This is a genomic window from Streptomyces sp. NPDC005794, from assembly GCF_042871445.1.
In the GTDB taxonomy this organism is placed as follows: domain Bacteria; phylum Actinomycetota; class Actinomycetes; order Streptomycetales; family Streptomycetaceae; genus Streptomyces.
Window position 1 is genome coordinate 227091 of sequence record NZ_JBIAIN010000012.1, and the last position, 18645, is coordinate 245735.

Annotated in this window: 18 protein-coding genes; 1 reads left to right on the top strand and 17 read right to left on the bottom strand. The window is 69.5% G+C overall.

The window, feature by feature from the left end; genetic code table 11:
* Positions 1-17: 17 nt before the first annotated feature.
* The 10 genes from ACFYQ5_RS21095 to ACFYQ5_RS21140 form a co-directional block, all read right to left on the bottom strand.
* Positions 18-1037 carry an enolase C-terminal domain-like protein gene (locus tag ACFYQ5_RS21095; RefSeq protein ID WP_389199390.1) on the bottom strand — a complete coding sequence of 340 codons (1020 nt, stop codon included), beginning with the start codon at positions 1035-1037 and terminating at the stop codon, positions 18-20.
* 17 nt (positions 1038-1054) lie between these two features.
* Positions 1055-2173 (bottom strand): hypothetical protein, encoded by a 1119-nt coding sequence (locus tag ACFYQ5_RS21100; protein ID WP_389199392.1) that lies wholly within the window; start codon positions 2171-2173, stop codon positions 1055-1057.
* A 106-nt stretch (positions 2174-2279) separates the two neighbouring features.
* Positions 2280-3452, bottom strand: a complete 1173-nt coding sequence (locus tag ACFYQ5_RS21105) for an NUDIX domain-containing protein (protein WP_389199394.1) — start codon at positions 3450-3452, stop codon at positions 2280-2282.
* Between the two features lie 29 nt (positions 3453-3481).
* The gene (locus ACFYQ5_RS21110) at positions 3482-4384 is read right to left on the bottom strand and encodes an NUDIX domain-containing protein (protein ID WP_389199396.1); all 903 of its coding nucleotides are present in this window, start codon (positions 4382-4384) and stop codon (positions 3482-3484) included.
* Positions 4385-4510: 126 nt separating this feature from the next.
* Positions 4511-5776 carry a M15 family metallopeptidase gene (locus tag ACFYQ5_RS21115; protein ID WP_389199397.1) on the bottom strand — a complete coding sequence of 422 codons (1266 nt, stop codon included), beginning with the start codon at positions 5774-5776 and terminating at the stop codon, positions 4511-4513.
* Entirely contained in the window at positions 5773-7248 is a 1476-nt protein-coding gene (locus tag ACFYQ5_RS21120; protein ID WP_389199399.1) for an NUDIX domain-containing protein, read from the bottom strand. The genes ACFYQ5_RS21115 and ACFYQ5_RS21120 overlap by 4 nt, the downstream gene beginning before the upstream one ends.
* A gap of 52 nt (positions 7249-7300) precedes the next feature.
* Positions 7301-8440, bottom strand: a complete 1140-nt coding sequence (locus ACFYQ5_RS21125) for an NUDIX domain-containing protein (protein ID WP_389199401.1) — start codon at positions 8438-8440, stop codon at positions 7301-7303.
* A 24-nt stretch (positions 8441-8464) separates the two neighbouring features.
* On the bottom strand, positions 8465-10453 hold the full coding sequence (locus ACFYQ5_RS21130) for an ABC transporter ATP-binding protein (protein WP_389199402.1): 1989 nt from the start codon (positions 10451-10453) through the stop codon (positions 8465-8467).
* Complete coding sequence (locus tag ACFYQ5_RS21135; protein ID WP_389199404.1) at positions 10450-10875, bottom strand: NUDIX domain-containing protein; 426 nt, start codon at positions 10873-10875, stop codon at positions 10450-10452. The genes ACFYQ5_RS21130 and ACFYQ5_RS21135 overlap by 4 nt, the downstream gene beginning before the upstream one ends.
* 213 nt (positions 10876-11088) lie before the next feature.
* The gene (locus tag ACFYQ5_RS21140; protein ID WP_389199405.1) at positions 11089-12297 is read right to left on the bottom strand and encodes a hypothetical protein; all 1209 of its coding nucleotides are present in this window, start codon (positions 12295-12297) and stop codon (positions 11089-11091) included.
* A 166-nt stretch (positions 12298-12463) separates the two neighbouring features.
* Here ACFYQ5_RS21140 and ACFYQ5_RS21145 point away from each other — a divergent pair, with 166 nt between their 5' ends.
* The gene (locus ACFYQ5_RS21145) at positions 12464-12970 is read left to right on the top strand and encodes an NUDIX domain-containing protein (RefSeq protein WP_389199406.1); all 507 of its coding nucleotides are present in this window, start codon (positions 12464-12466) and stop codon (positions 12968-12970) included.
* A 20-nt stretch (positions 12971-12990) separates the two neighbouring features.
* On the opposite strand, the gene ACFYQ5_RS21150 is transcribed toward ACFYQ5_RS21145, so the two are convergent.
* The 7 genes from ACFYQ5_RS21150 to folE are packed head-to-tail and all read right to left on the bottom strand — an operon-like array spanning position 12991 to position 18623.
* Entirely contained in the window at positions 12991-13536 is a 546-nt protein-coding gene (locus ACFYQ5_RS21150; protein ID WP_366533131.1) for an NUDIX hydrolase, read from the bottom strand.
* Positions 13533-14378: a class I SAM-dependent methyltransferase gene (locus ACFYQ5_RS21155; protein ID WP_389199407.1), complete on the bottom strand. Its 846-nt coding sequence runs from the start codon at positions 14376-14378 to the stop codon at positions 13533-13535. The genes ACFYQ5_RS21150 and ACFYQ5_RS21155 overlap by 4 nt, the downstream gene beginning before the upstream one ends.
* A gap of 60 nt (positions 14379-14438) precedes the next feature.
* Positions 14439-15368 (bottom strand): DUF2797 domain-containing protein, encoded by a 930-nt coding sequence (locus ACFYQ5_RS21160; protein ID WP_389199409.1) that lies wholly within the window; start codon positions 15366-15368, stop codon positions 14439-14441.
* Positions 15369-15404: 36 nt separating this feature from the next.
* Positions 15405-16097, bottom strand: coding sequence for a dTMP kinase (locus ACFYQ5_RS21165; RefSeq protein ID WP_389199411.1), 693 nt, complete (start codon positions 16095-16097; stop codon positions 15405-15407).
* Positions 16094-17173, bottom strand: a complete 1080-nt coding sequence (locus ACFYQ5_RS21170; protein WP_389199412.1) for a hypothetical protein — start codon at positions 17171-17173, stop codon at positions 16094-16096. The genes ACFYQ5_RS21165 and ACFYQ5_RS21170 overlap by 4 nt, the downstream gene beginning before the upstream one ends.
* Positions 17170-17997, bottom strand: coding sequence for a hypothetical protein (locus ACFYQ5_RS21175; protein WP_389199414.1), 828 nt, complete (start codon positions 17995-17997; stop codon positions 17170-17172). Before ACFYQ5_RS21175 ends, ACFYQ5_RS21170 begins: the two co-directional genes overlap by 4 nt.
* Positions 17994-18623, bottom strand: coding sequence for a GTP cyclohydrolase I FolE (gene folE, locus ACFYQ5_RS21180; RefSeq protein WP_366533137.1), 630 nt, complete (start codon positions 18621-18623; stop codon positions 17994-17996). The genes ACFYQ5_RS21175 and folE overlap by 4 nt, the downstream gene beginning before the upstream one ends.
* Between the last annotated feature and the right edge of the window lie 22 nt (positions 18624-18645).

Below are 18645 nucleotides of genomic sequence, written 5' to 3' on the forward strand. Positions count from 1 at the left end.
ACCTGTGTGTCGAGGCATTACCAGCGCACCTCCACCCCGAGACCGGGCCGGTCGGGAAGGGCCACGTGCCCGCCCTCCGGCCGGAGCGTGCCGCGCAGCGTCCGCTGCCGGCGCGGCTCCCACACCACCTGGTACTCCACCGCGCCCGCCGCGTGAGGGAAGGCTGCGGCCAGGTGCACGGCGGGAAGGAACGCCCGCCCGTGTAGATGGACCGGCACCCCGGCATCGTGAGCGACACCCAGCCAGTCCCGCGCTTCGGTGATGCCGCCGCACCACACCGCGTCGAACGTAAGCGCCTCCGGTCGGCATCGCCTCAGCAGGACTGCGACCTCCTCCAGGCAGGACAGCCGCTCGCCCACCGCGACCGGTAGACCTTTCGTCTGGCTGCGCAGAAGTGTGTAGGCGGCCAGATCGGTCCGCGGGAGCGGGTCCTCTACCCAGCGCACGGCCTCCAGTGTGAGCCGCCGTGCAACTTCCCTGGACCGTGTGTGGCCCCACGTGCCCAGGGCGTCCACCGCTACGCTCTGCCCCGCCCACTCCGCGGCCCGTTCGGCCAGCAGCGCCAGTTCGTCGGCTTCGGCCTCGCGCAGCGCCCATTTGGTGAAGGCGAACCCCTGGCCAGCGGTGGCCTTGACCGACTCGACGGCCGAAGCCGCGTTCAGGTCCAGGGAGAGCCAGGAGGCGTACACCGGCACCTGCCGTGCGGGACGGTCGCTGAGCAGGGCCGCGACCGGGAGGCCGGCGAGGTGCCCGTGCAGGTCCCATACCGCGCAATCCAGCGCCCCGACCGCCCAGCGTCCGAGCCCCGCCGCGTGCGGACCGAGTTCGGCCAGGAGTCTGCGCAGCAGACCGTCGTGGTCGACCACCGGGTGGTGCAGAGCGCTCTGCCCGAGCCGGGTGGCTACCAAGGCGGCGGGCAGCTCGTCGACCGGAGCGAACACTCCGGCCACCCCGCCGGACTCGACCACCACCGCGAACTGGCTGTCGCCGGCCTCCCACGGGCCCGCCACGTTTTCGTCGAGGCGCTCGACCCTCACCCCGGTCGATGGCCGGGTCAGCGAGGCCCATCGACGAGGTCCTCTCCCGCGTAGGTGAAGTACCACAGCGGTCGGTAGCACTCCCAGCCCACCGGCTGCAGCCCAGTCTTCGCCATGGCCCGCTCGATCACCGTACGTGCCTGCAGGTAGTACTCCAGGCTCTCCGCGCCCGGCGTCCGCATCCCCTGCATGATCACTGTGTGTGCCTGGAAGACCTGGACGTTCGGGAACGCCGTGACCTCGCCCGCCAGCTCGTTCACCCCGCGCGTGAGGTCCTCCATCGGGTCCAGGCCGACGATGTACGTGTACGAGGTGTCCAGCCCTGCCTTCCGCGCCCGCGTCAGCAGGCGCGGCATCTGCTCGGGGCCAAGGTCGGCTTTAGTCGCTTTCATCAGGGCGATGCGCCGGGTGAAGTGCTCGGTCGTCAGCCTGAGCACGAACGGCGAGACCTGCGATGCGATGGTCTCGAACGCCTCGTCGGTGCGCAGCACGGAGGTGAGGAAGCCGATCCGAGCCGTGACACCGGCCCGCTGCAGAGCGGGGCGTAAGGCGGTCAAGTGCGCGACGGCGGCCCCCTCGCGCTCGAAGCAACCGGTGGAGACGGTGACCTCCTCCAACTCGGCCAGGTTGCGGCGGGGGTGCTGCTCGCCGAGGGCCCGCAGCAGAGCGTCGAGCCCTTGGTCCTCCTGCATCCTCGGGTCGGCGGCGGCCTCCAGGGTGTTCGGGCACCAGCCGCACCCGACGCACCGGCTGCGGGCGTTGGGATTGAGGGTCGCGGCACGCCCCTCGTTTCGGAAGTACCCTCCGACCGCCTCGTCGGCAGCGATGCGCTCGACGTGTGCGACCACCTCGCCGTTCAGCGACAGCTCGTCACCCCGGAGCCGGAACGGGCTGGCCGGCTGGTTCAGCGGAACGATGATCTGCCAGGCAACGTCGGGGCGGCGCACGAGGCGGAGGTTGACCCTGGCCCGGTGACGGTCCTGGGCCGAAGTGATCCCGTACAGGTTGACGGCGATCAGCAGCACGTCCTCGACGGGGACTTTGTGGCGCAGGGCGGTCTGCTCCAGATCATGCAATCGGCCGGTGCCGACGGCGCCGTCCGAGGATATGGGCCGGCGCATGGAGAGATGTGGCATGGAGGACTCCAACTTGATCTTGAGTGGTGTGTGTTGCTACAGGAGCGCGGCACCTACCTCGTGTCGCGGCAGATCATCGGTGTCGACCGTTGTGCTAGTGCACCGACTACTCCGCTGGGGCGAAGGTGGTGAAGTGCGCCGGCGGGTGGTCGATGGGCAGGCTGGGCCGCCAGGAGGTGAGGATCTGGGCGCTGCAGACGAACAGGCCGTCGGGGAGCTGGTCGAGCGGATACCACGCCCAGTCGCCGACGCTCTCCTCCGGCTGCGTAGCCGGTTGTCCTTGCCAGGCGTGGACGAGCGCGCCGACGGTGATCCGCAGGACACCTTCGACGTGGTCGACAAGCGTGCCCAGGAGTCTCACGTCGCCGCGCCGAGCGACCAGACCGCATTCCTCGGCGAGCTCGCGGATGACCGCGTCTTCGAAGGTTTCCCCGGCCTCTACGCTGCCGCCGGGCAGTTCGAGTGTTCCGCGGTTGTGCCGGCCCAGCAGGATGCCCCGTTCGCTGAGCAGGATCGCGCCGACGCCGACGGCCGCGTGGGCGGCCGGCGCTCGGGTGCTGCGGGGTCGGCTGGAGACTCGCGCGGGCCGCTTGGGAAGGCGCCGGGCGCGGATGAGCTGCTGGATGACCGAGGCGCTCTCGTCGGGGTGCGGGAACAGCTCGATGGCCTCGACTCGGAAGCCGTATTCGGTGAGCAGGTCCTCCCACAGCTGCGGTGCCAGGACCCACATTTGCGTCGGCAGGGGCGGGTCGTCGCGCAGCAGGATCATCTGCTCGCGCGGTGCCACTTCCGTGGACGGACCGCGGCCGTGCAGGTCGGTGTGGAGGAGGGAGAGGATCAGAGGTGCGCCGGGGTGCAGGCCGTCGCGCAGTGCCGGCAGCGAGCTGTGCGGATCAATGAAGGAGAGCGTCCCGATCGCGTACGCGGCGTCGAACGGCTCGACTTCGGCCAGGTACTCGGTCACGTCCGCCTGGACGAACTCCACGCCCTCTACGTCCGCGTGGGCGGAGACTGCGCGTTCGTGCTGGGTCGGGGACAGTTCGATGCCGGTGACGCGGGCTCCGTGAGCCTGGGCGAGATGGACGGCGTGGTGTCCAGCCCCGGAGCCGATGTCCAGGACACGGCGGCCTGCGACATCGCCGAGGACCTCCGCTCCCGGTCCGATCCCTTCCCAGGGCGTCCAGCCGAGCCGGTTGGGGACGGGCGGTGTGTAGGCGCGGGCCATTTGCCGCTGGCCGTAGATCTGCCAGGCCCGGGTGTTGGTGTCCTCGGCGGGCACGGTTGCCTCCTGATAGGGATGGTGAAGGTTCAGGTGTGAGTGGTCAGGAAGGTGGGGCCGTCACCGCGCCTTGCGAGTTCGACGGCGTCGAGACGGGCGAAAGCGAGCGGTGCCATCAGCTCCCGCCAGGTCGCGAGGTCGTGGACGGCCCACATGTCGTGCTCGGCGGGGTCGAGGCGGATCCGGCCGAGCTGCTCGGCGGTCAGCCGACCTCCGTCGAAGATGAGCCCGATCTTGTTCAACGGCAGGCGTGAACCGGCGTGCATGAAGTGCGTGAGAAGTAGCCTCGGCGCGTCCAGACCGAGTGCGAGGCCCGTCTCCTCGACCGGCTCGCGCTGAGCGGTCTGCAGCGGTTCCTCGTCCGGGGCGTCCAAGTTGCCGCCCGGGAACTGCCAGAGTCTCGAGCCGTAGACCGAGCGGAGCTGGATGGGCCGGTCGTGCGCGTCGCGGATGTACAGGCAGCCGTACACCGTGTGGTGGGGGACGGTCTGCGCGTACTCCTCGGCTGTCATCGGCATGGGGCGGCCGGGCCGGGCGGGGCGGTGATCGAAGGCAAGGGCGAGCACGCCAAGGGCTTCCTCATCCGGTGGGTAGATGCCGCGGAGGTTGGCGAGCAGCTCTCCGGGCGGCCCGTCCGGGTCGATGCGAGCGGTGTCCTCCGAGCGGAGCAGGTCCTCGAAGGAGGAGTACGGGGTAATCCGCTGCACGATGACGTCGAGTTCCCGCCCGGTGTCCCGGTCGTGGAAGACGACCGTGTCACCGACCCCGATGTCGCGCTTGTTCGGAGCGGCCACTCTCACTTCGATCGTCTTACGACCGGCTTCCACGTGGCGGTAGTACCGCCCGAGCAGGTGCCTGTGGTGCTCGGGCGGTATGTTGCCGGCCGACGGGCTCGGGACGGCCCGGATCGTCTGCTGTGTGTCGTCGGACATACGTGCCTCCGTTCGGTGCTGTTCGTTCGTCGCGGTCGTGCGGACTGGTCGTGGAGCGGTGGCCGCGCACTCCTGTGTCTGCGGATCGGAGTGGGTGGCGGGGAAGCGAACGAGTCCGCCGGGGTGCTAGGGCAGTTCGATCGGTCCGTAGCGCGCGTGCGGCTCCTGGCGCATCAGCGCGTCGTACAGGTCCGCTGCCGAGAAGTGCCAAAACTCGGTTCCATAGTTCGTAAAGCCCGCGCCCTGCATGGCGTTGAGCAGCAGCATCCGGTGGTGGCGCGCCTGGTCGCTGAGGTTCAAGGCGTGCGTGAAGCAGGCCCCGTTGCTCTCCTCGGGGGAGGCGTTGACGCAGGTGCCGAGGTCGAGTTCGTGGCCGTCCTGGTCGACGAGGGTCACGTCCACGGCTGCTCCCGCGGAGTGCGGCGCGATCTCCGGCGGAGACACGTACCGGCTGGCGGCCTGGTGCAGCTGCTCAGGTGTCCAGTCGGGATGGGCGGCGGCCAGCTCATCGCGGTACGCGGTGAAGTAGATCTGTTGGAGGGCCAGTGGTCGGTAGCCCTCGATGAACAGCAGGTCGGTGCCGGCGGGCAGGAGCGAGCGGGCGTGCTTCAGCCGGGTGAGGATGCCTTCACGGACGTGGGCGAATGCGCCCAGGGGGTCTTGCTTGCGGGGGTCGACGCGGAAGTCGTGGTCGCGCACGTCGACGAGCAGTTCTCCGCACTCGCGCACCGGGATCGCGGCGACCTGCGGATCGGACATCAGCACCAGAGGGTTCACGGAGTCTCCCTGTGAAGGCTTGCACTGCGGTGGCAGGGCGGTGGCAGGGATCAGATCGGTGTCGCGCACGATCCGGGCGACGGTTTCCTGCAGCGTGCTCTCGGCCGGGATCACGGCTTCCAGCCCGCCGGGCAGCAGATCCAGCTCCCGGTACCACGAGGTGAGGTGGCTGTCGGTGACTTGCTCCAGATACGCGGCGTCCGCCTTCGATGCATGCCGTGCCAACGTCGACTCCAGCGGCACGTCCAGGTAGTAGCAGGCTGAGACGCCGCGGTGGTCCCGTACCAGCGACGTGATCATGTGGCCGTAGCGGTCTGCGTACAGGATCCCTTCGAGCACGACGTGGAAGCCGGCGTTCAGGGCTGCGCGTGCGATCCTGCCGAGCAGGGCGATGTTGGCGCCGCGCGCGGTGTCGTGTTCCCTGAGTACGTTCCGGCGGATCACGTCCTGGCCCACGATCGCGACACCGCGGCCGTAGTGATCTCGCAGCCCCTGGGCCACGCTCGACTTGCCCGACGCCGAGTTCCCGCGGATCACCACGAGGCGGGTGTCCGGGCGCCCGGCCGCCGTCGCAGCGAGCACGCGACTGGGTGCGCTGGTGGGGGTGCCGGTCATGCGGGCCAGCCCGTTTCGCTGTACAGCTCACCGCTCAGGATCTTCGCGATAGCCAGTCGGGTATAGGGGACGAGGTCATCGGGGAGTGCAGTCGGGTCCCAGAATTTCCACTGCAGGCACTTGTCCGGCTCGCGCAGCTTCGGTTCCCCGCGCCAGGTACGGGCGCGGAAGAACAGGCCCATGCGGGGTGGGTTCCTGGGCTTGCCGATGTGGTGGACGACGTGGACGAGTTCGACGTCCTGGCGCTCGATGTGCAGGCCGGCCTCCTCCTGGGCCTCCCTGATCAGGCAGGCGATGGCGTTCTCCTGCTCGCAGTGGCCAGCCAAGACGTGCCAGGTGGACGGCGCGAACGCGGAGTTGGGGTGGCGCAGTCCGAGCAGCACCGTCCCGTCGGGCCGCTCCAGATAGAGGTGGACGCCGATGATGTTGGGGACCGTGCCGTCCGGCGATGCCAGACGTTTCTCCTCGGGTTCGGGTCCGCTGTGCGTCGCTGGATTGCGGGCGGCGTGGCGCCGAACGAGGTCGCTGGTGGTGTCCGCGATGCGCAGGCGGTGGAGGTCCGAGGGGGCGAACCAGGCGAGCATTACGCCTTCGGTCAGATGGAGGTCGCGCGGATCACCGTTCCAGCGGCCTGCGTAGATGGCGATGGGCACGGTCGCGCCGGCGTCGTCGGTGGCGTACTCGGTGCCGAACGGGGTCAGGTCGGTGAGGTCGAGGCCGGCTTCCTCAGCCAGTTCGCGCCGGACGGTGTGCTCCAGGCTGGCGTCCTGGGGCTCTCGGCCGCCGCCCAGAAGGGACCACATGCCCGGCTCCCAAATCTGGCCGGGGAAGTAGTCGCGCAGGTGCAGCAGGTACTTGCCGCGGTCGTTGTGGATCAGGGCCGAGGCGTTGGCCGTCTCCGGTTCGACCTGGAGCGGGAGCTTGAGCAGCTTCTCGCGCAGGGCCGGTGAGGTCACCCGGTCCACGGGGCGCCACTCGATGCCGACGACTTCGTCCTCCTGAAGCACGACCGGCACCTCGGTCGAGGTGTGCAGCCGGAAGAGGAAGCGGAGGTCGAAGTGCTGGCGCCCCGGTTCGCCCTTGCCCGGGTGGGCGTCGATGTCGTGGATGTCGATGTCCAGCGGCACGGTCTCGTAGCCGGGCCACGCCGTGACGGCTCGGGGCGGGATCCCGGTCTCCTCGTGCAGCTCCCGCAGGGCCACCGCTGCAAGAGAATCGTCGGTGGGCTCGGTGTGTCCGCCGGGGGTTAGTACCTTCCCGCTGGCCAGGTGCAGCACGTGCAGGACGCGGCCGAGCTGATCGACGACGATCGCGCTGCAGGTGACGTGTCCGGTGAAGGTCGAACGGCTGGCGATGTCGTCGCCGGTCCGGTCGAGGGCGTCGAGGAGGCCGCCGAGCTGCTCGCGCTCGTGGGGGTGGCGTGCGAGGTAGGCATCGACGGTGGTGCGGATGTGATCGTGCGACAACGGCATGGGGGCTACCTCAGAGGGGCGTGGAGCGGGAGGAGATGAGGGTGGGTTCGGGTCAGCTCAGCCGCATCCCCTCCGCAGGGATCTCCTCGATAGCGGCGAGGGCTGCGGCGGGTAGGCCCCACCGCTGTCGTGCCGTGTCCACGGAGAGCTGCGCTTGCCGCGCTCCGGGCGGGCCCCAGCCCAGCAGGGCGGCGGCCTGGGCGGGGGTGGCGAGCAGGCGGGCGAAGGGGCGGCCGGTGGCGGGGTCGACGGCCGCCGGCCCGATGGCGGTGACCCGGGCGGCCAGGCGGAGCCGGGCGTTGGGCCCCACGCCGCCGTAGACCTCGCCGGTCTCATCCAGCACCCAGCCCAGCCGAACCGGATCGGTCAGGGTGAGCTGGGCTTCCTCGGCGGCTTCGCGGTGCAGAGTGTCCTCGGGTGTCGCGTCGGTGCTCTCCACGGTGCCGCCGGGCAGCATCGGCAGCGCGCCCTGCGGGCCGGGGTCGGCCACAAGTACGACCCTGCCGTCGGGAACGAAGCACCAAGCCCGGGCTTGCTGCACGGGGAGCCGCTCGGGCATGGGGCCGCGGTTGAGGGGGCTGTCCCACATGGGGCGGTAGCGGACGTGGACATCATGATGGTCCAGCGCCGGGACGTCGAGAATGTGCTGGCCGTCGGCGAGGTGCGCCGTGGCGGTATTCCCCAGCCGGGCACGGTAGGCGGCGAGCATGATCTGCCCGTCCATGGAGCGCAGCCGCTGCACCGCGTCGCGGGTTTCGAAGAAGGCGAACTCAGACAGTTCCTCGCGCGGCAGGCAGATCGCCTCGGCCTGGTCGGCGGTGAGGGTTCCTCCGTCGAAGACGTAGCGGATCTCTCCGGGGCAGGACATGCCGGGCCGGAGGTCGGCGTGGTGTGACGAGAGGGAGTGGACGGCGAGCACGCTTGTCAGGGGCAGGTTCGACAGGCCCAGTTCCTCGGTGATCTCGCGCCGGCAGGTGTCCAAGGGATGCTCGCCGGGTTCGACGACGCCTCCGGGTAGCAGCCATCTGTCGTCCTCGTGGTAGGTGGGGTGGACCAACAGAACGCGGCCGACCTGGTCGGTGATGATCGCGGCGGCGCCGAGCCACACAGCGTGACGGGTTGCGGCGTACTGCGCTGCTGACAGGACGGACTGCGAGGCAACTCGTGGTGACGGGGGGAGAGAGGAGGACATGGCTCTGCCTTTCGATGGGGCGGGTCATGCCTTGTCTGCGACGCGGGGCGAAGCAGGCTTCGGGACGTTCGGGGCCGGGGCGTACTGGGCGGCTTGTGTGTCGAACATGGCGGCATATCGGCCACGTGCGGCGATGAGGTCGTCGTGCGTGCCGTGCTCGGCGAGGCGCCCTTGGTTGAGGACGTAGATGTGGTCGGCATGGCGGACGCCGGACATGCGGTGGGTGACCAGGACAACGGCCCGGTGCGGGGCGGCGAGGCGGCGGATGCGGTCGAAGGCAGCGATCTCGGCTTGGGGGTCGAGCGCGGAGGTCGGCTCGTCGACGATGAGGACGCTGTCCTCGTGCGATGTCGAGCTGCGCCAGTGGGTGCGGGCTAGGCCCACCTTCTGCCATTCGCCGCCGGAGAGTTCGATGGCTCCGCGGAACATGCGGCCGAGCATGCTTTCCAGGCCGTTGGGGAGTTTGGCGGTGACGGATCCGGCTCCGGCGTAGTCGACGGACGTCTGCAGGTCATGCGTCGAGGCGTCGTGGCCGGGGCGGCCGATGCGGATGTTCATCGCGGCGGTTACGGGCCAGCGCTGGAAGTCCTGTGTGAGAAGCGAGACGCGGTCGAAGACCTGGGAGCGCTTCAGCCCGGAGACGTCAACCTCGCCCCACCTCACCGACCCGGCGTGAGGGAGGAGCAGACCGGACAGGATCTTCATCAAGGTGCTTTTGCCGGAGCCGTTCTCGCCTACCACGGCGACGACCGACCCCATGGGGAAGGTGAGCGTCACGTCGTCCAGGGCCGGTGCGTCGCGGTCGGGGTACCGGTAGGTGACGTGTTCAAGGGAGACCTGTTTGACCTGGGAGGGGACGGGACTGCCGGTCTGGGGGATGGCGCGTTGGGTAGCTTCGACCAGGAACTGTCCGTGGTCCCGGACGTAGAGGGACTCTTCGTGCAGCTGGTTGATGTTCATCACCAGGGCACCCAGGCTCGCTGACCCGGTCCGTACCGCGATCACGGCAGTGCCGGCGACGGCGAGGCTCATGTGCCCGGCCATGATCAGCCAGATCATCGTTCCGTAGGTGGCGGCCATCGCCAGCCCGGACAGTGCGGAGGCGACCCATTCGGTGACGGCCTTGCTGGAGGCCAGACGTTCCTGCTCCGCCTCTGCGCTGTCGGCCATGCGCCGGTACCGGTCGAGGAGGAAGGGACCGACGGCGTGGATGCGCACTTCTTGTGCGGCGGTGCGTTCGGTGAGGAGGTTGCCGATGAGGCGGCTGGCCCGCAGGTGCTCGATCCAGCTCATCATCGACACGTAGCGTTCCTGTGCCACCCGCATGGCGCCCCACCCGCGGGGTGCGGCGATGACCAGCAGCATGGGCAGCAGCGCCGGATGCAGGACGGTGAGCACACCGGCCGTGGCGATCAGCGAGATACTGCTGTTCAGCGCGGAGACACAGGCGCCGATCATGCGGCGCGCGGAGGCGGGCCCGTACTGTGCGATGTCGATCAGACGACGAAAGTCCGGGTCGTCGATGGCTTCGAGCTCGACGGCGGTGGCCGCGGCCAGGTACTGGGTGGTGGCGATTCGCTCGACCTTTGGCTCCAGGCGGCCGGCCCGAGAGGTCGACCAGCCGGCCAGGGCGGAGTTCACGACGGCGACGCCTGCGGCTGCGACCAGTCCCGGCAGCAAGGCGTGCAGCCGCTCGACAGCGTCTCCGCCCCCTAACAGCGCGTGCATGACCGCGTTGATGGCAAGCAGGCCGATCGCGGCGGCGATGCCTTGGCCGAGTTCGCTGATTGCCACTGCCACGAGCGCGCGGCGATCCGCGCTCCAGGCCATCCGCAGGGCGGCGCCGACGAGTCTGGGCATCTGGCGCAGCGCGGAGCGCATGGTCAAGTCCAGGCCCGCGTGCTCATGCTGGGACCAGCCCATGTCGTAGCGCAACGGCCCGCCGAAGAGTTCGCGTTCTGCTTCGGATACCTGGGGCTCCGCCATGCGGACCTTGCCGAAGAATCGCTTCACTCGCTGCCTCCCTGCGTCGGCCGGTTCAGAGCCCGGGAGGACGGGCCGTGAGTGATCATGTGGAAGATGGAGGTGGTGTACGGGTGGCAGTCCGGCGGGGGCTTCTCCATCGACACCCAGAACAAGCCCTCGTGCTTGTCCGGCTCGGCATTGTGCGGCTCGCCCGCCCACGACTGGGCGGCGAAGGTGGCGGTTATCAGGTCCGGGCCGTCCGCGGATTCATGGTGGTCAATGAGGCCGCAGAACTCCTGTTGCTCGACGCTGATGCAGACCCCCGTCTCTTCTTCCGCTTCGCGCCATGCGGCGTGGTTGAGCGGTTCGCCGGCGGCGCGGTCGGAGGCGAGGGGAAGGCTGACACCCGAGGAGGCAGCGGCGTTTTCGAACGCGGGATGAACGAGCGTAGAGCGGCGTACAGGATGCATGCGAGCTCCTCGGGGCGGATGCGGACAGGTGATCGGGTAACGGCGGGTCTGCTGTCGCCGTAACGGGTGGAAGCGGGCGAATTCTGGAACCTGTTTTCGAATAGTGGGTCCTCTCCTTATGTGGCCGGATGGGGCGGGTTGTGATGCTGTGTTCGATCACTCATGTGGGTTGCGGTACCTCCTGCGGGGGATTGCCGGGGGCCGCCTGGTCGGTCATGGCGTGGCGAGATCCGGGCGGAGGGCGATGGCCTCGCGAAGGAAGCTGCGTTTCGAGTAGAAGGTGTGCTCGGCTGCCCAGCCGTGGCTGGCGAGGTAATCGCAGAGCCAGATGTCGATCCGCTTCATCTCGATGAGGACCTCGTCTTGGTCGTGGTCGAGGATGCTGCGCGAGCGGAGATACTCCAGCTCGCACTGGGAGAGCACCACCTCGGGGGCCGTCAGGAGGGCGCAGCGGTCGAGGAAGATGCCGTAGACGTGTCCGGTGCGCATCGACTCGCACTGGATGTCGTAGCGGACGCGCTGGAAGGGCGGCATGGCCCGGACCTGGAGGCCCAGGTTTTCGCGCAGGAACGCCTCGAAGCGGTCGGGGGTGATGTCGAGGCCGGGGGTGAGTTCCTCGCGGCGGGCGAAGGCGTCCTCGGCGAACCACTTCCGCTTGAGCACGTGCCCGGCGGTGACGGTGGGGATGAAGGAGGCGTAGCCGATCTCGGGCTCGGGGCCAGTGACGTCGAACAGATGGTTCTCGGTGTGGTGGATCTGGAACTCTTCCCGGTACTCCGGACGGCAGCCTTCCAGCTTGCCGTCGCGTAGTGCCTTGAGTAGTTCCATGGACGCGGCCCAGATGTCCGGTGCCGGGTCGAGGGTGTACTTGAACTCCAGCTCGGTGCCGGAGAAGTGCTTGCGGAAGTAACGCAGGTGGTTGTTGAGCGCCGTGCCTGACTCCGCGTGCGCCGTCAGCATGGGCTCGAGCCAGCGCAGTTCCTCGACCGGGCCGTGGCCGACTGGTTCTCGGGTAGTGCGGACGAAGCAGGCGTCCTCGGGGTGGAAGCGGATCTGCGCGTACGCGTGATAGCCGCCGCTGGGGTGTTCAGCCAGGTAGCACAGCGGCACCAGGCCGGGGGCAGCCTCGGTGCCGACCAGACCGCGCAGGGCGGGGCCGGCGATGGTGTCAGGGAACAGTTCGCCGCCGTCGATCCTGGCCGTCCCGAGCCGGGTGCCGCCGGGGTGCAGCGTTTCGGCTAAGCACGGCCCCAGCGCGTTCCAGCGGACGACCACGGTGGTGGCCGGCCTGCACACCTCTTGCGGTGGCACTCGTACGAGCACGATCGGCTCGTCTGGGCGCCGTGGCGCGGTGCGGTTGAGGAGGTGGACACCGCCGAGGACGACCCAGGCCCCCCAGCCCAAGTATTGCTCATCGTGCATGCTGGACTCCTTCGTGTGAAGTGAGCGCCACGGGTGATCGTCCTGCTGCCCGGAGGGGCCACCGGGTCGGCCGCACACCCCCGGATGGCTGCCTGCTCGTCGCTGCGACGTCCGGCCAGTTCGTCGGCCTAGGGTGGGACGGGTGAATCATGGTGAAGTCGGTCAGATGATCTTGGACGAGGCTGTTGTGGATGCCCGCCTCGCCGCATGGGAGTTCGACGGTGCACGGGCCTGGCTGGACGAAGCCCGCCAGCACCCGATGGAGCCGCTGGCGGCCGAGGTGTGGGTCACCGACCCCGCTTTCGAGCACGTCCTGCTGGTCAAGCACCGCGTGCGTGGATGGGTGCCGCCTGGCGGCAAGGTTGAGCCGGGCGAGGCGCCGCGTGCGGCGGCGGCACGAGAGCTGCTGGAGGAAACCGGCCTGCGCTGCGAGCTGCTGCCCGAGCCCGTAGCTGTGGCGGTGCGTTCCTACCGGGCCGACTGGTCTCCGACGCTGGGCCTGTCCTATGCCGCGGTCGCCGAACGCGACGTACCGCTCGCCGGGGAGCAGAACCAGCCGGCGGCATGGCTCCGTTTGGACAGCGACTGGGACAGCGTCTTCCCAGAGGACCGCGAGCGGATCCGTGCGCACGCTCGCCGCCTGGCAGCTGGCCGGGCGGTCGGCTCCCGCTGAGGTATGTCCTGGGTCGCCGTTCACAGGACGGCCTCAATCCGATCGAGGTCGGCCGCGGGCAGAGTGACGAGCTCAAGGTCGTGCAGGAAGCGGCACCACACCGGCTCCAGGCCGGGTTCGCGCTCGAACTCCTTACGGCCCAGGCACCCGTTGGCGTACGCGGCGGTCCGCTGCGCCTGTAGCTGCAGCTGGTCGGGGTGGATCCACCGGGGGGTGCGGACCTCCCTTGCCGAGGGGCACAGCGATCCCGAAACCTCGGCCTGGAAGATCCACCAGTGGTGGCCGACCGGGCCACTGGGCGTGCGGCGGCATTGGTTGGGCCGCCACTGCTCCAGCAGCAGGTGCAGGTGGGTGACGGTGAGACCGACCTCTTCGGAGACCTCGTTGCGCGCCGTCTGCTCGGGGCCGCCATGCTGGTCGATGTGGCCGGCGACCGGGGCGATTCCGGCCGGAGGGGTCGCCCGCTCGAACACCAGGAGGCCGCTCGGGGAGGAGATCAGTACCCCGACGCTTGCGTGGTCACAGAGGCGGATCCTGCCGCCGGGAGCCGGGGCTGCCGGGGTCATGCGGCGGCCTCCGGCCGTTGGGCGGCGACGACGAGCCAGCTCGTCACGGCCGCGGCATCGGGGGTGGTCATGGCGTAGGCGGTGTCGAGAATCTGCATCCGCTGGGCGTGGGTGAAGTCGCCCTCGGGCCGCGCGAAGACGGGGATGGACAGCCACGCCTTCTTTTCGGCCATGGTGCTGTGCTGGGCGGTGACCTCTGTGCCGACGACCGTCAGTCCCGCCGCGGTCAGCTGCGTGGTGACTGTCTCCAGCGGCAGCTTCGGTGGCCTGTCGGCGTCGCGAGGCGGTGGGATGTATCCGTGGGCCTCAGCGGCGACTTGGCGGATGAGGGCGTTGAGGGAAGGCCCGATGCGGGCGGACAGTTCGTCGGGGTGCCGGACGCCGGCGAAGCCGCCGCCGATGTTGAAGACGAAGTGCCCGCCGGGGCGCAGGATGTGCGCGACGGCCGCGAACACTGCGGCGGTATCGGTTTTCCAGATTGCGGAGTTGCACACCACGGCATCGGCGCTGCCAGTGTGGAGGTGGTCGGCGAGCCGTTCGGCTCGGGCGGTGATCCAGGTCAGGCGGGCGTCGGTCAGGGTGCGGCGGCCGACACGCTGCAACGCGGCGGCGTTGTCGGTGGAGACGACCCGGGCGCGGGCGGGGATCAGGTCGAGGATCGCGCGGGCGGTCGCGCCGGCGCCGCCGCACAGGTCGACCACCAGGCTGGCGTTGGCCAGTTGGCCTCGGCGGGCGAGGTCGCGGCTGGTCGCGTCGTACATGGAGTGGTCGCGGGTGAAGGCGTTGTATGCCTCGGCATTGCTGTCCTCGTCCCAGCCGAGGATGGCGTCCTGGGGTGCCATGTTGCTGTGGCCTCGCTTCTCGGGGCGGCCCGGCAGTGCAGGCCGGGCGTTCGGGCAGGGTCAAAAGAGCGCGGACTGTACGGCGGCGGGCGGTGAGGAGAATTGGGCGCCGAGGACGATGCGCCGGCCCTTGAGGGTGCCGAGGTCGAGCAGGTAGGGCAGTTGTTCACCGTCGTCGTCGAGGGTGGCGAGGACTTGGGAGCCGAGGCAGGAGAGCACCGTCAGCCCGTGCTCACCGGAGCGCGGGTCGTGTGGGTACAAGGCGCGCCCGGTCTCCGGCGTCCGCAGCAGGTCACCTTCGCCGGGCGGTGTCCACGGCTCCGGTGTGGCCGGGACGTTCAGGCCGCTCAGGGCCTCGGTGGCGCGGTCGAGGTGCTGCTGGTGGGCGGTGCGGGCCGGGGTGAGGTCGCGCAGCTCAGCGAGGGCCGTCAGTTTGGCCGCGGCTCGCACGGTCTGCGCCAGGCCGAGGCGGCGGGTGAGGGCATCCTCCAGGAATCGCACGGCGCGGCCGTCAGGATTCCGTGCGAGGTAGGTGGCGATCAGCGCGCCCTGTTCGTCGAGGCGGGAGCGCTTACGGGGTTCGGCCGCGGTGCCGATTTTGGTGGTGCCATTGGCGAACGTCGCCAGGTACAGCCAGTGCGGCTGGGCCATGTAGGCCGCCAGGGTGTCAGGAACGTGCCCGCCCGAGTGGAATCGGTGGGCGAAGCGGAAGTCGTCCCGGCCGGCGCAGGCCGCGCACTGGCCGCCGGCCTCGGCCGGGGCCCGGTCAGGGCAGGCGACTGCCTCGACGCGGACGCGGTCGGCGAACCGGTACCGGCCGGTGCACCACCGGCCGGTACTGCTCACCTGGTAACCCAGGCGCCTGCCCATGACCGGGGCGTAGACAAGTGGCCCGCCGGTCACAGGGGCGAGCAGAAGACGGGCGTCTCCGCTCGCCCAGGTGATGCCGTGGCAGACGTATGTTCCGCTGGCTGACAGGGCCTGGTCCATGGCGCGTTCCTTGTCGATCGGGGCGGGAGGGCCGGGTCAGACGGTCAGGTGCAGACGGTCGGCCAGGGCAGCGGCAGCGGCCTTGAAGACCTGGTCGCGGTCCAACGGGGCGACGTCCAGCGTCAGCCAGGTACCTCGCTGCGCCTGTCCGCGCATCTGGTCCAGGACGGTGTCCTGGTAGCGGATGAAGTCCTCGTCACCGCCGCCGGCGTGGCCGGCCTCCAGGGACGTGAACGAACCCTTGCGGACGAGCGCCTCGTGGGCGCCGATGTTCAGGAAGAACACCAGATCCGGCTTCGTCAGATGCGCGAAGACCTGCTCACACAGGCTGGCGGGGACCTGGGGGTTGGCGGCGTACCGGGCGAGGATCTTGTGGTGCGCGTTGTCGAGGATCACGTGGGTGCCCGCGGCGAGGGCCGGCTGGATGACGAGCCGGTCCTGCAGGGTGTACCAGGAGGCCAGGGCCAGCAGCCAGTAGTGGTCGCCGCATGCCTGGGCAACGCGGGCGTCGCGCCGGTAGACCAGCTCGTTGAGGCGGTCGAGGTAGGCGGACAGCTCCGGGTCCTGGGGGACGTCGGTGCTGTGCTTGCCGATGAGGACTGCCGTGTGGCCGGCGTCGTTGAGGGCCTGGTGTAGGCGGGCAGCGAGGGTGGACTTGCCGGCCCCGTCACCGCCGACGAAGGTGATCAACTTCCCGGCTGCGGGGGTGGTCGGCGCGTTCGCCGTCATCGGGATTCTCCCAGGGTGTGGGTCGGGCTGGAGGTCAGGCGGCCGGTGATGATGGTGCGGATGCGGTCCACTAGGACGGCGCGCTGGCGCAGGACGTCGCTGTGACGCTCATTGGACAGGTCGGCGGCAAAGTGGGTGGCGAGGTTGTTGGAAATGACGTGGAGGTAACCGAACCTGATCCCCGCCTGGCGCGCCGCCGCCCCCATGGGGCCGATCTCCGGGTCGACGAAGGCATACGAGGCGGTGTGCTGGAGAAGCCAGTCGCAGTTCTCCAGCAGGATCGACGGGGAGGAGACGTGCAGGCCGCTGCGCACCCCTTCGCAGGCGGCGGTGTAGTCGCCGAAGAAGTCGTCCCAGCTCACCATCGCCCCGCGTACCAGGCTGGTGTTACCGGTCGCCAGCCAGGTGTTCGGTTCGACGCCCGGGGTCAGCGAGCCGACCTTGCCGACGTAGACGACATCGCCTGCGCCGAGTTCGGCAAGCCGGGCGACGACCCGTCCGGCCACGTCTCCCCAGATGCTGTGGAGGAACCCGAGGTAGACGACACGACGGCCGGCGACCTCGGTGCGTTGCCACGCGTAGCCGGGCCCCCGGGTCCAGACTCCGTTCTCGGGAGCGAGGTATTGAAGGCCCCAGCCGACGACCACCAGGTCGCCGTCAAGTTCCAGGTCAAGCGCGTTGAGCGCCGTTCGGCACTCCTCCTGATCGGGCGGCTGATAGGTGACGGTGTCGGCCGGGCGGCCGGTCATGGCCAGGTACGTGGCGATGATCAGGGCGTAGTGCTGGACGTAGTCGGCTCCAGGGAACGCCTTGACGACGAGGTCACGGCCGTGGACCTCCGCGGTGGGCCGCTCGATGTTGAACAGCTTCCCGGTCTTCTCGTACCGGGAGACCACCGCTGTGCGGTCGTAGCCGCCGATGACGCGGATGCTGTCCCAGTTCTGGTCCTGGATGAGGTGGTGGACCTTGATCTCCAGATAGCGCAGCAGCCTCGCGTGGGTCATGGTGTGCCCGGCTGGCTCGATCGGGGCGGCGCGCAGTAGCCCGGGGGCGGGGTCGGCCAGTAAGGGGCTCATCGGTGCTCCTCGGCGATCGTCACGGTGCTGCCGGCCGCCGCGCGGACGACGGAGATGTTCTTCCGAATGAGGCCGAACCGGTCCTCGGAGATCGGGCCGAGCTTCTCGATCCGGGGCGTGGACGGCTTCTCGTAAGGCCCTTCGGGCAACAGGGCGACGCCCATTGCGCCGAGGATGACCGGGGCCGCGCCGTCCACGGAGGAGATCCACTCGTGCTCGCGCTGCTCGATCAGCTCCAGGTGCCCGGTCCGGCCCAGACCGAGGAGCCGGTAGACGAGCAGATCGTCGACCAAGCCGTGGTCCTGCAGGTAGGCGGTCGCCAACCAGCGGGTGCGGCACAACTGCTCGTCGGGGTCCGGTCGACGCGAGGCCGGCAGGGCGATGGCCCCGGCCCAGTCGCTGGTCACGAAGGCGTCGTAGGTGCGCAGCCATTCGTCATCGTCCCCAGCGTGCAGTACCGCGCACAGCCGGAATGCATTGCCGGACAGCTCCCGGATCTCGCGCGCGGCCTTCTCGCTCGCCTTCAAGGTCGCGGCCCCGTCCCGCATGACGTCCGGCAGGATGATCTCCCTCGCTGACACCGCCAGCGCGGCTTCGACAAGGCTTTCCGCCGGCAGGGCGTAGCCGAGGTCGAAGAGCCCGTTGTCGACGATGATCTCGGCACCACGCTCGGCCTCGCGAGCGAAGAAGCCCCTGTAGATCTCGTCGGACAGCACGCGCTGGGCGGCGACGTGGTGGACGCGGGCGGGCTCCTGGGCGACGAAGTGCTCCAGGTAGGCAGGCGGAGCGATGACGGAAAAGTCGATGCCGGTGTTGGCGATCACCGCGCCCCCCACAGGCCGGTGGTGAGGGTGAGGAACTGTTGGGAAAGGACGAGGTCGGTACCGAAGCGCCCGCCCGAGTGCACAGTGGTGGTGCGGGCCTCCTCCATCCGTACGCCACGCATGCTCATGCACAGGTGCACGCCGCGCACGGTGACGGCGACGTCCTCGTGTCCGATCACGCCGCCCAGGTATTCGGCGACCTGGCGGGTGAAGCGTTCCTGGACCTGCAGTCGGCCAGCGAAGTGCTGGGCGATCCGGCCGAACTTCGACAGGCCCACCACCTCACCGTCCGGCACGTATCCGGCCGTGACCTGCAAGTTCATGGGCAGCATGTGGTGCTCGCAGAGCGACCACACGCTCATGCCGCCCACGATGACCAGCTGACCGCCCAACTGGGACTCGGTGAAGCAGGTGGCCGTTGCTGCGCCGTCCGGGGACAGGAAGGCGTTCCACCAGGCCGCTACGCGGTCCGGAGTGCCGGTCAGCCCCTCGCGGGCGGGGTCCTCGCCCAGCTCGACCAAGAGCTGGTGGATCAGGCCGGCGACCCGGCCGGTGTCGATGGCCGCAGTGGGCCCGGGGGCGGCGGCGGGCGGCACCACAGCCGGGCTGGCGATAGAGGTCGTCATGGGCGTCTCTCGTTTCCGGGGA

Excerpts from the sequence above, each read along its gene's own strand:
- ACFYQ5_RS21145 (WP_389199406.1), top strand. The coding sequence starts at position 12,464 with ATGATCTTGGACGAGGCTGTTGTGGATGCCCGCCTCGCCGCATGGGAG.
- ACFYQ5_RS21100 (WP_389199392.1), bottom strand. The coding sequence starts at position 2,173 with ATGCCACATCTCTCCATGCGCCGGCCCATATCCTCGGACGGCGCCGTC.
- folE (WP_366533137.1), bottom strand. The coding sequence starts at position 18,623 with ATGACGACCTCTATCGCCAGCCCGGCTGTGGTGCCGCCCGCCGCCGCC.
- ACFYQ5_RS21110 (WP_389199396.1), bottom strand. The coding sequence starts at position 4,384 with ATGTCCGACGACACACAGCAGACGATCCGGGCCGTCCCGAGCCCGTCG.
- ACFYQ5_RS21155 (WP_389199407.1), bottom strand. The coding sequence starts at position 14,378 with ATGGCACCCCAGGACGCCATCCTCGGCTGGGACGAGGACAGCAATGCC.
- ACFYQ5_RS21120 (WP_389199399.1), bottom strand. The coding sequence starts at position 7,248 with ATGCCGTTGTCGCACGATCACATCCGCACCACCGTCGATGCCTACCTC.
- ACFYQ5_RS21135 (WP_389199404.1), bottom strand. The coding sequence starts at position 10,875 with ATGCATCCTGTACGCCGCTCTACGCTCGTTCATCCCGCGTTCGAAAAC.
- ACFYQ5_RS21160 (WP_389199409.1), bottom strand. The coding sequence starts at position 15,368 with ATGGACCAGGCCCTGTCAGCCAGCGGAACATACGTCTGCCACGGCATC.
- ACFYQ5_RS21125 (WP_389199401.1), bottom strand. The coding sequence starts at position 8,440 with ATGTCCTCCTCTCTCCCCCCGTCACCACGAGTTGCCTCGCAGTCCGTC.
- ACFYQ5_RS21150 (WP_366533131.1), bottom strand. The coding sequence starts at position 13,536 with ATGACCCCGGCAGCCCCGGCTCCCGGCGGCAGGATCCGCCTCTGTGAC.
- ACFYQ5_RS21140 (WP_389199405.1), bottom strand. The coding sequence starts at position 12,297 with ATGCACGATGAGCAATACTTGGGCTGGGGGGCCTGGGTCGTCCTCGGC.
- ACFYQ5_RS21115 (WP_389199397.1), bottom strand. The coding sequence starts at position 5,776 with ATGACCGGCACCCCCACCAGCGCACCCAGTCGCGTGCTCGCTGCGACG.
- ACFYQ5_RS21170 (WP_389199412.1), bottom strand. The coding sequence starts at position 17,173 with ATGAGCCCCTTACTGGCCGACCCCGCCCCCGGGCTACTGCGCGCCGCC.
- ACFYQ5_RS21165 (WP_389199411.1), bottom strand. The coding sequence starts at position 16,097 with ATGACGGCGAACGCGCCGACCACCCCCGCAGCCGGGAAGTTGATCACC.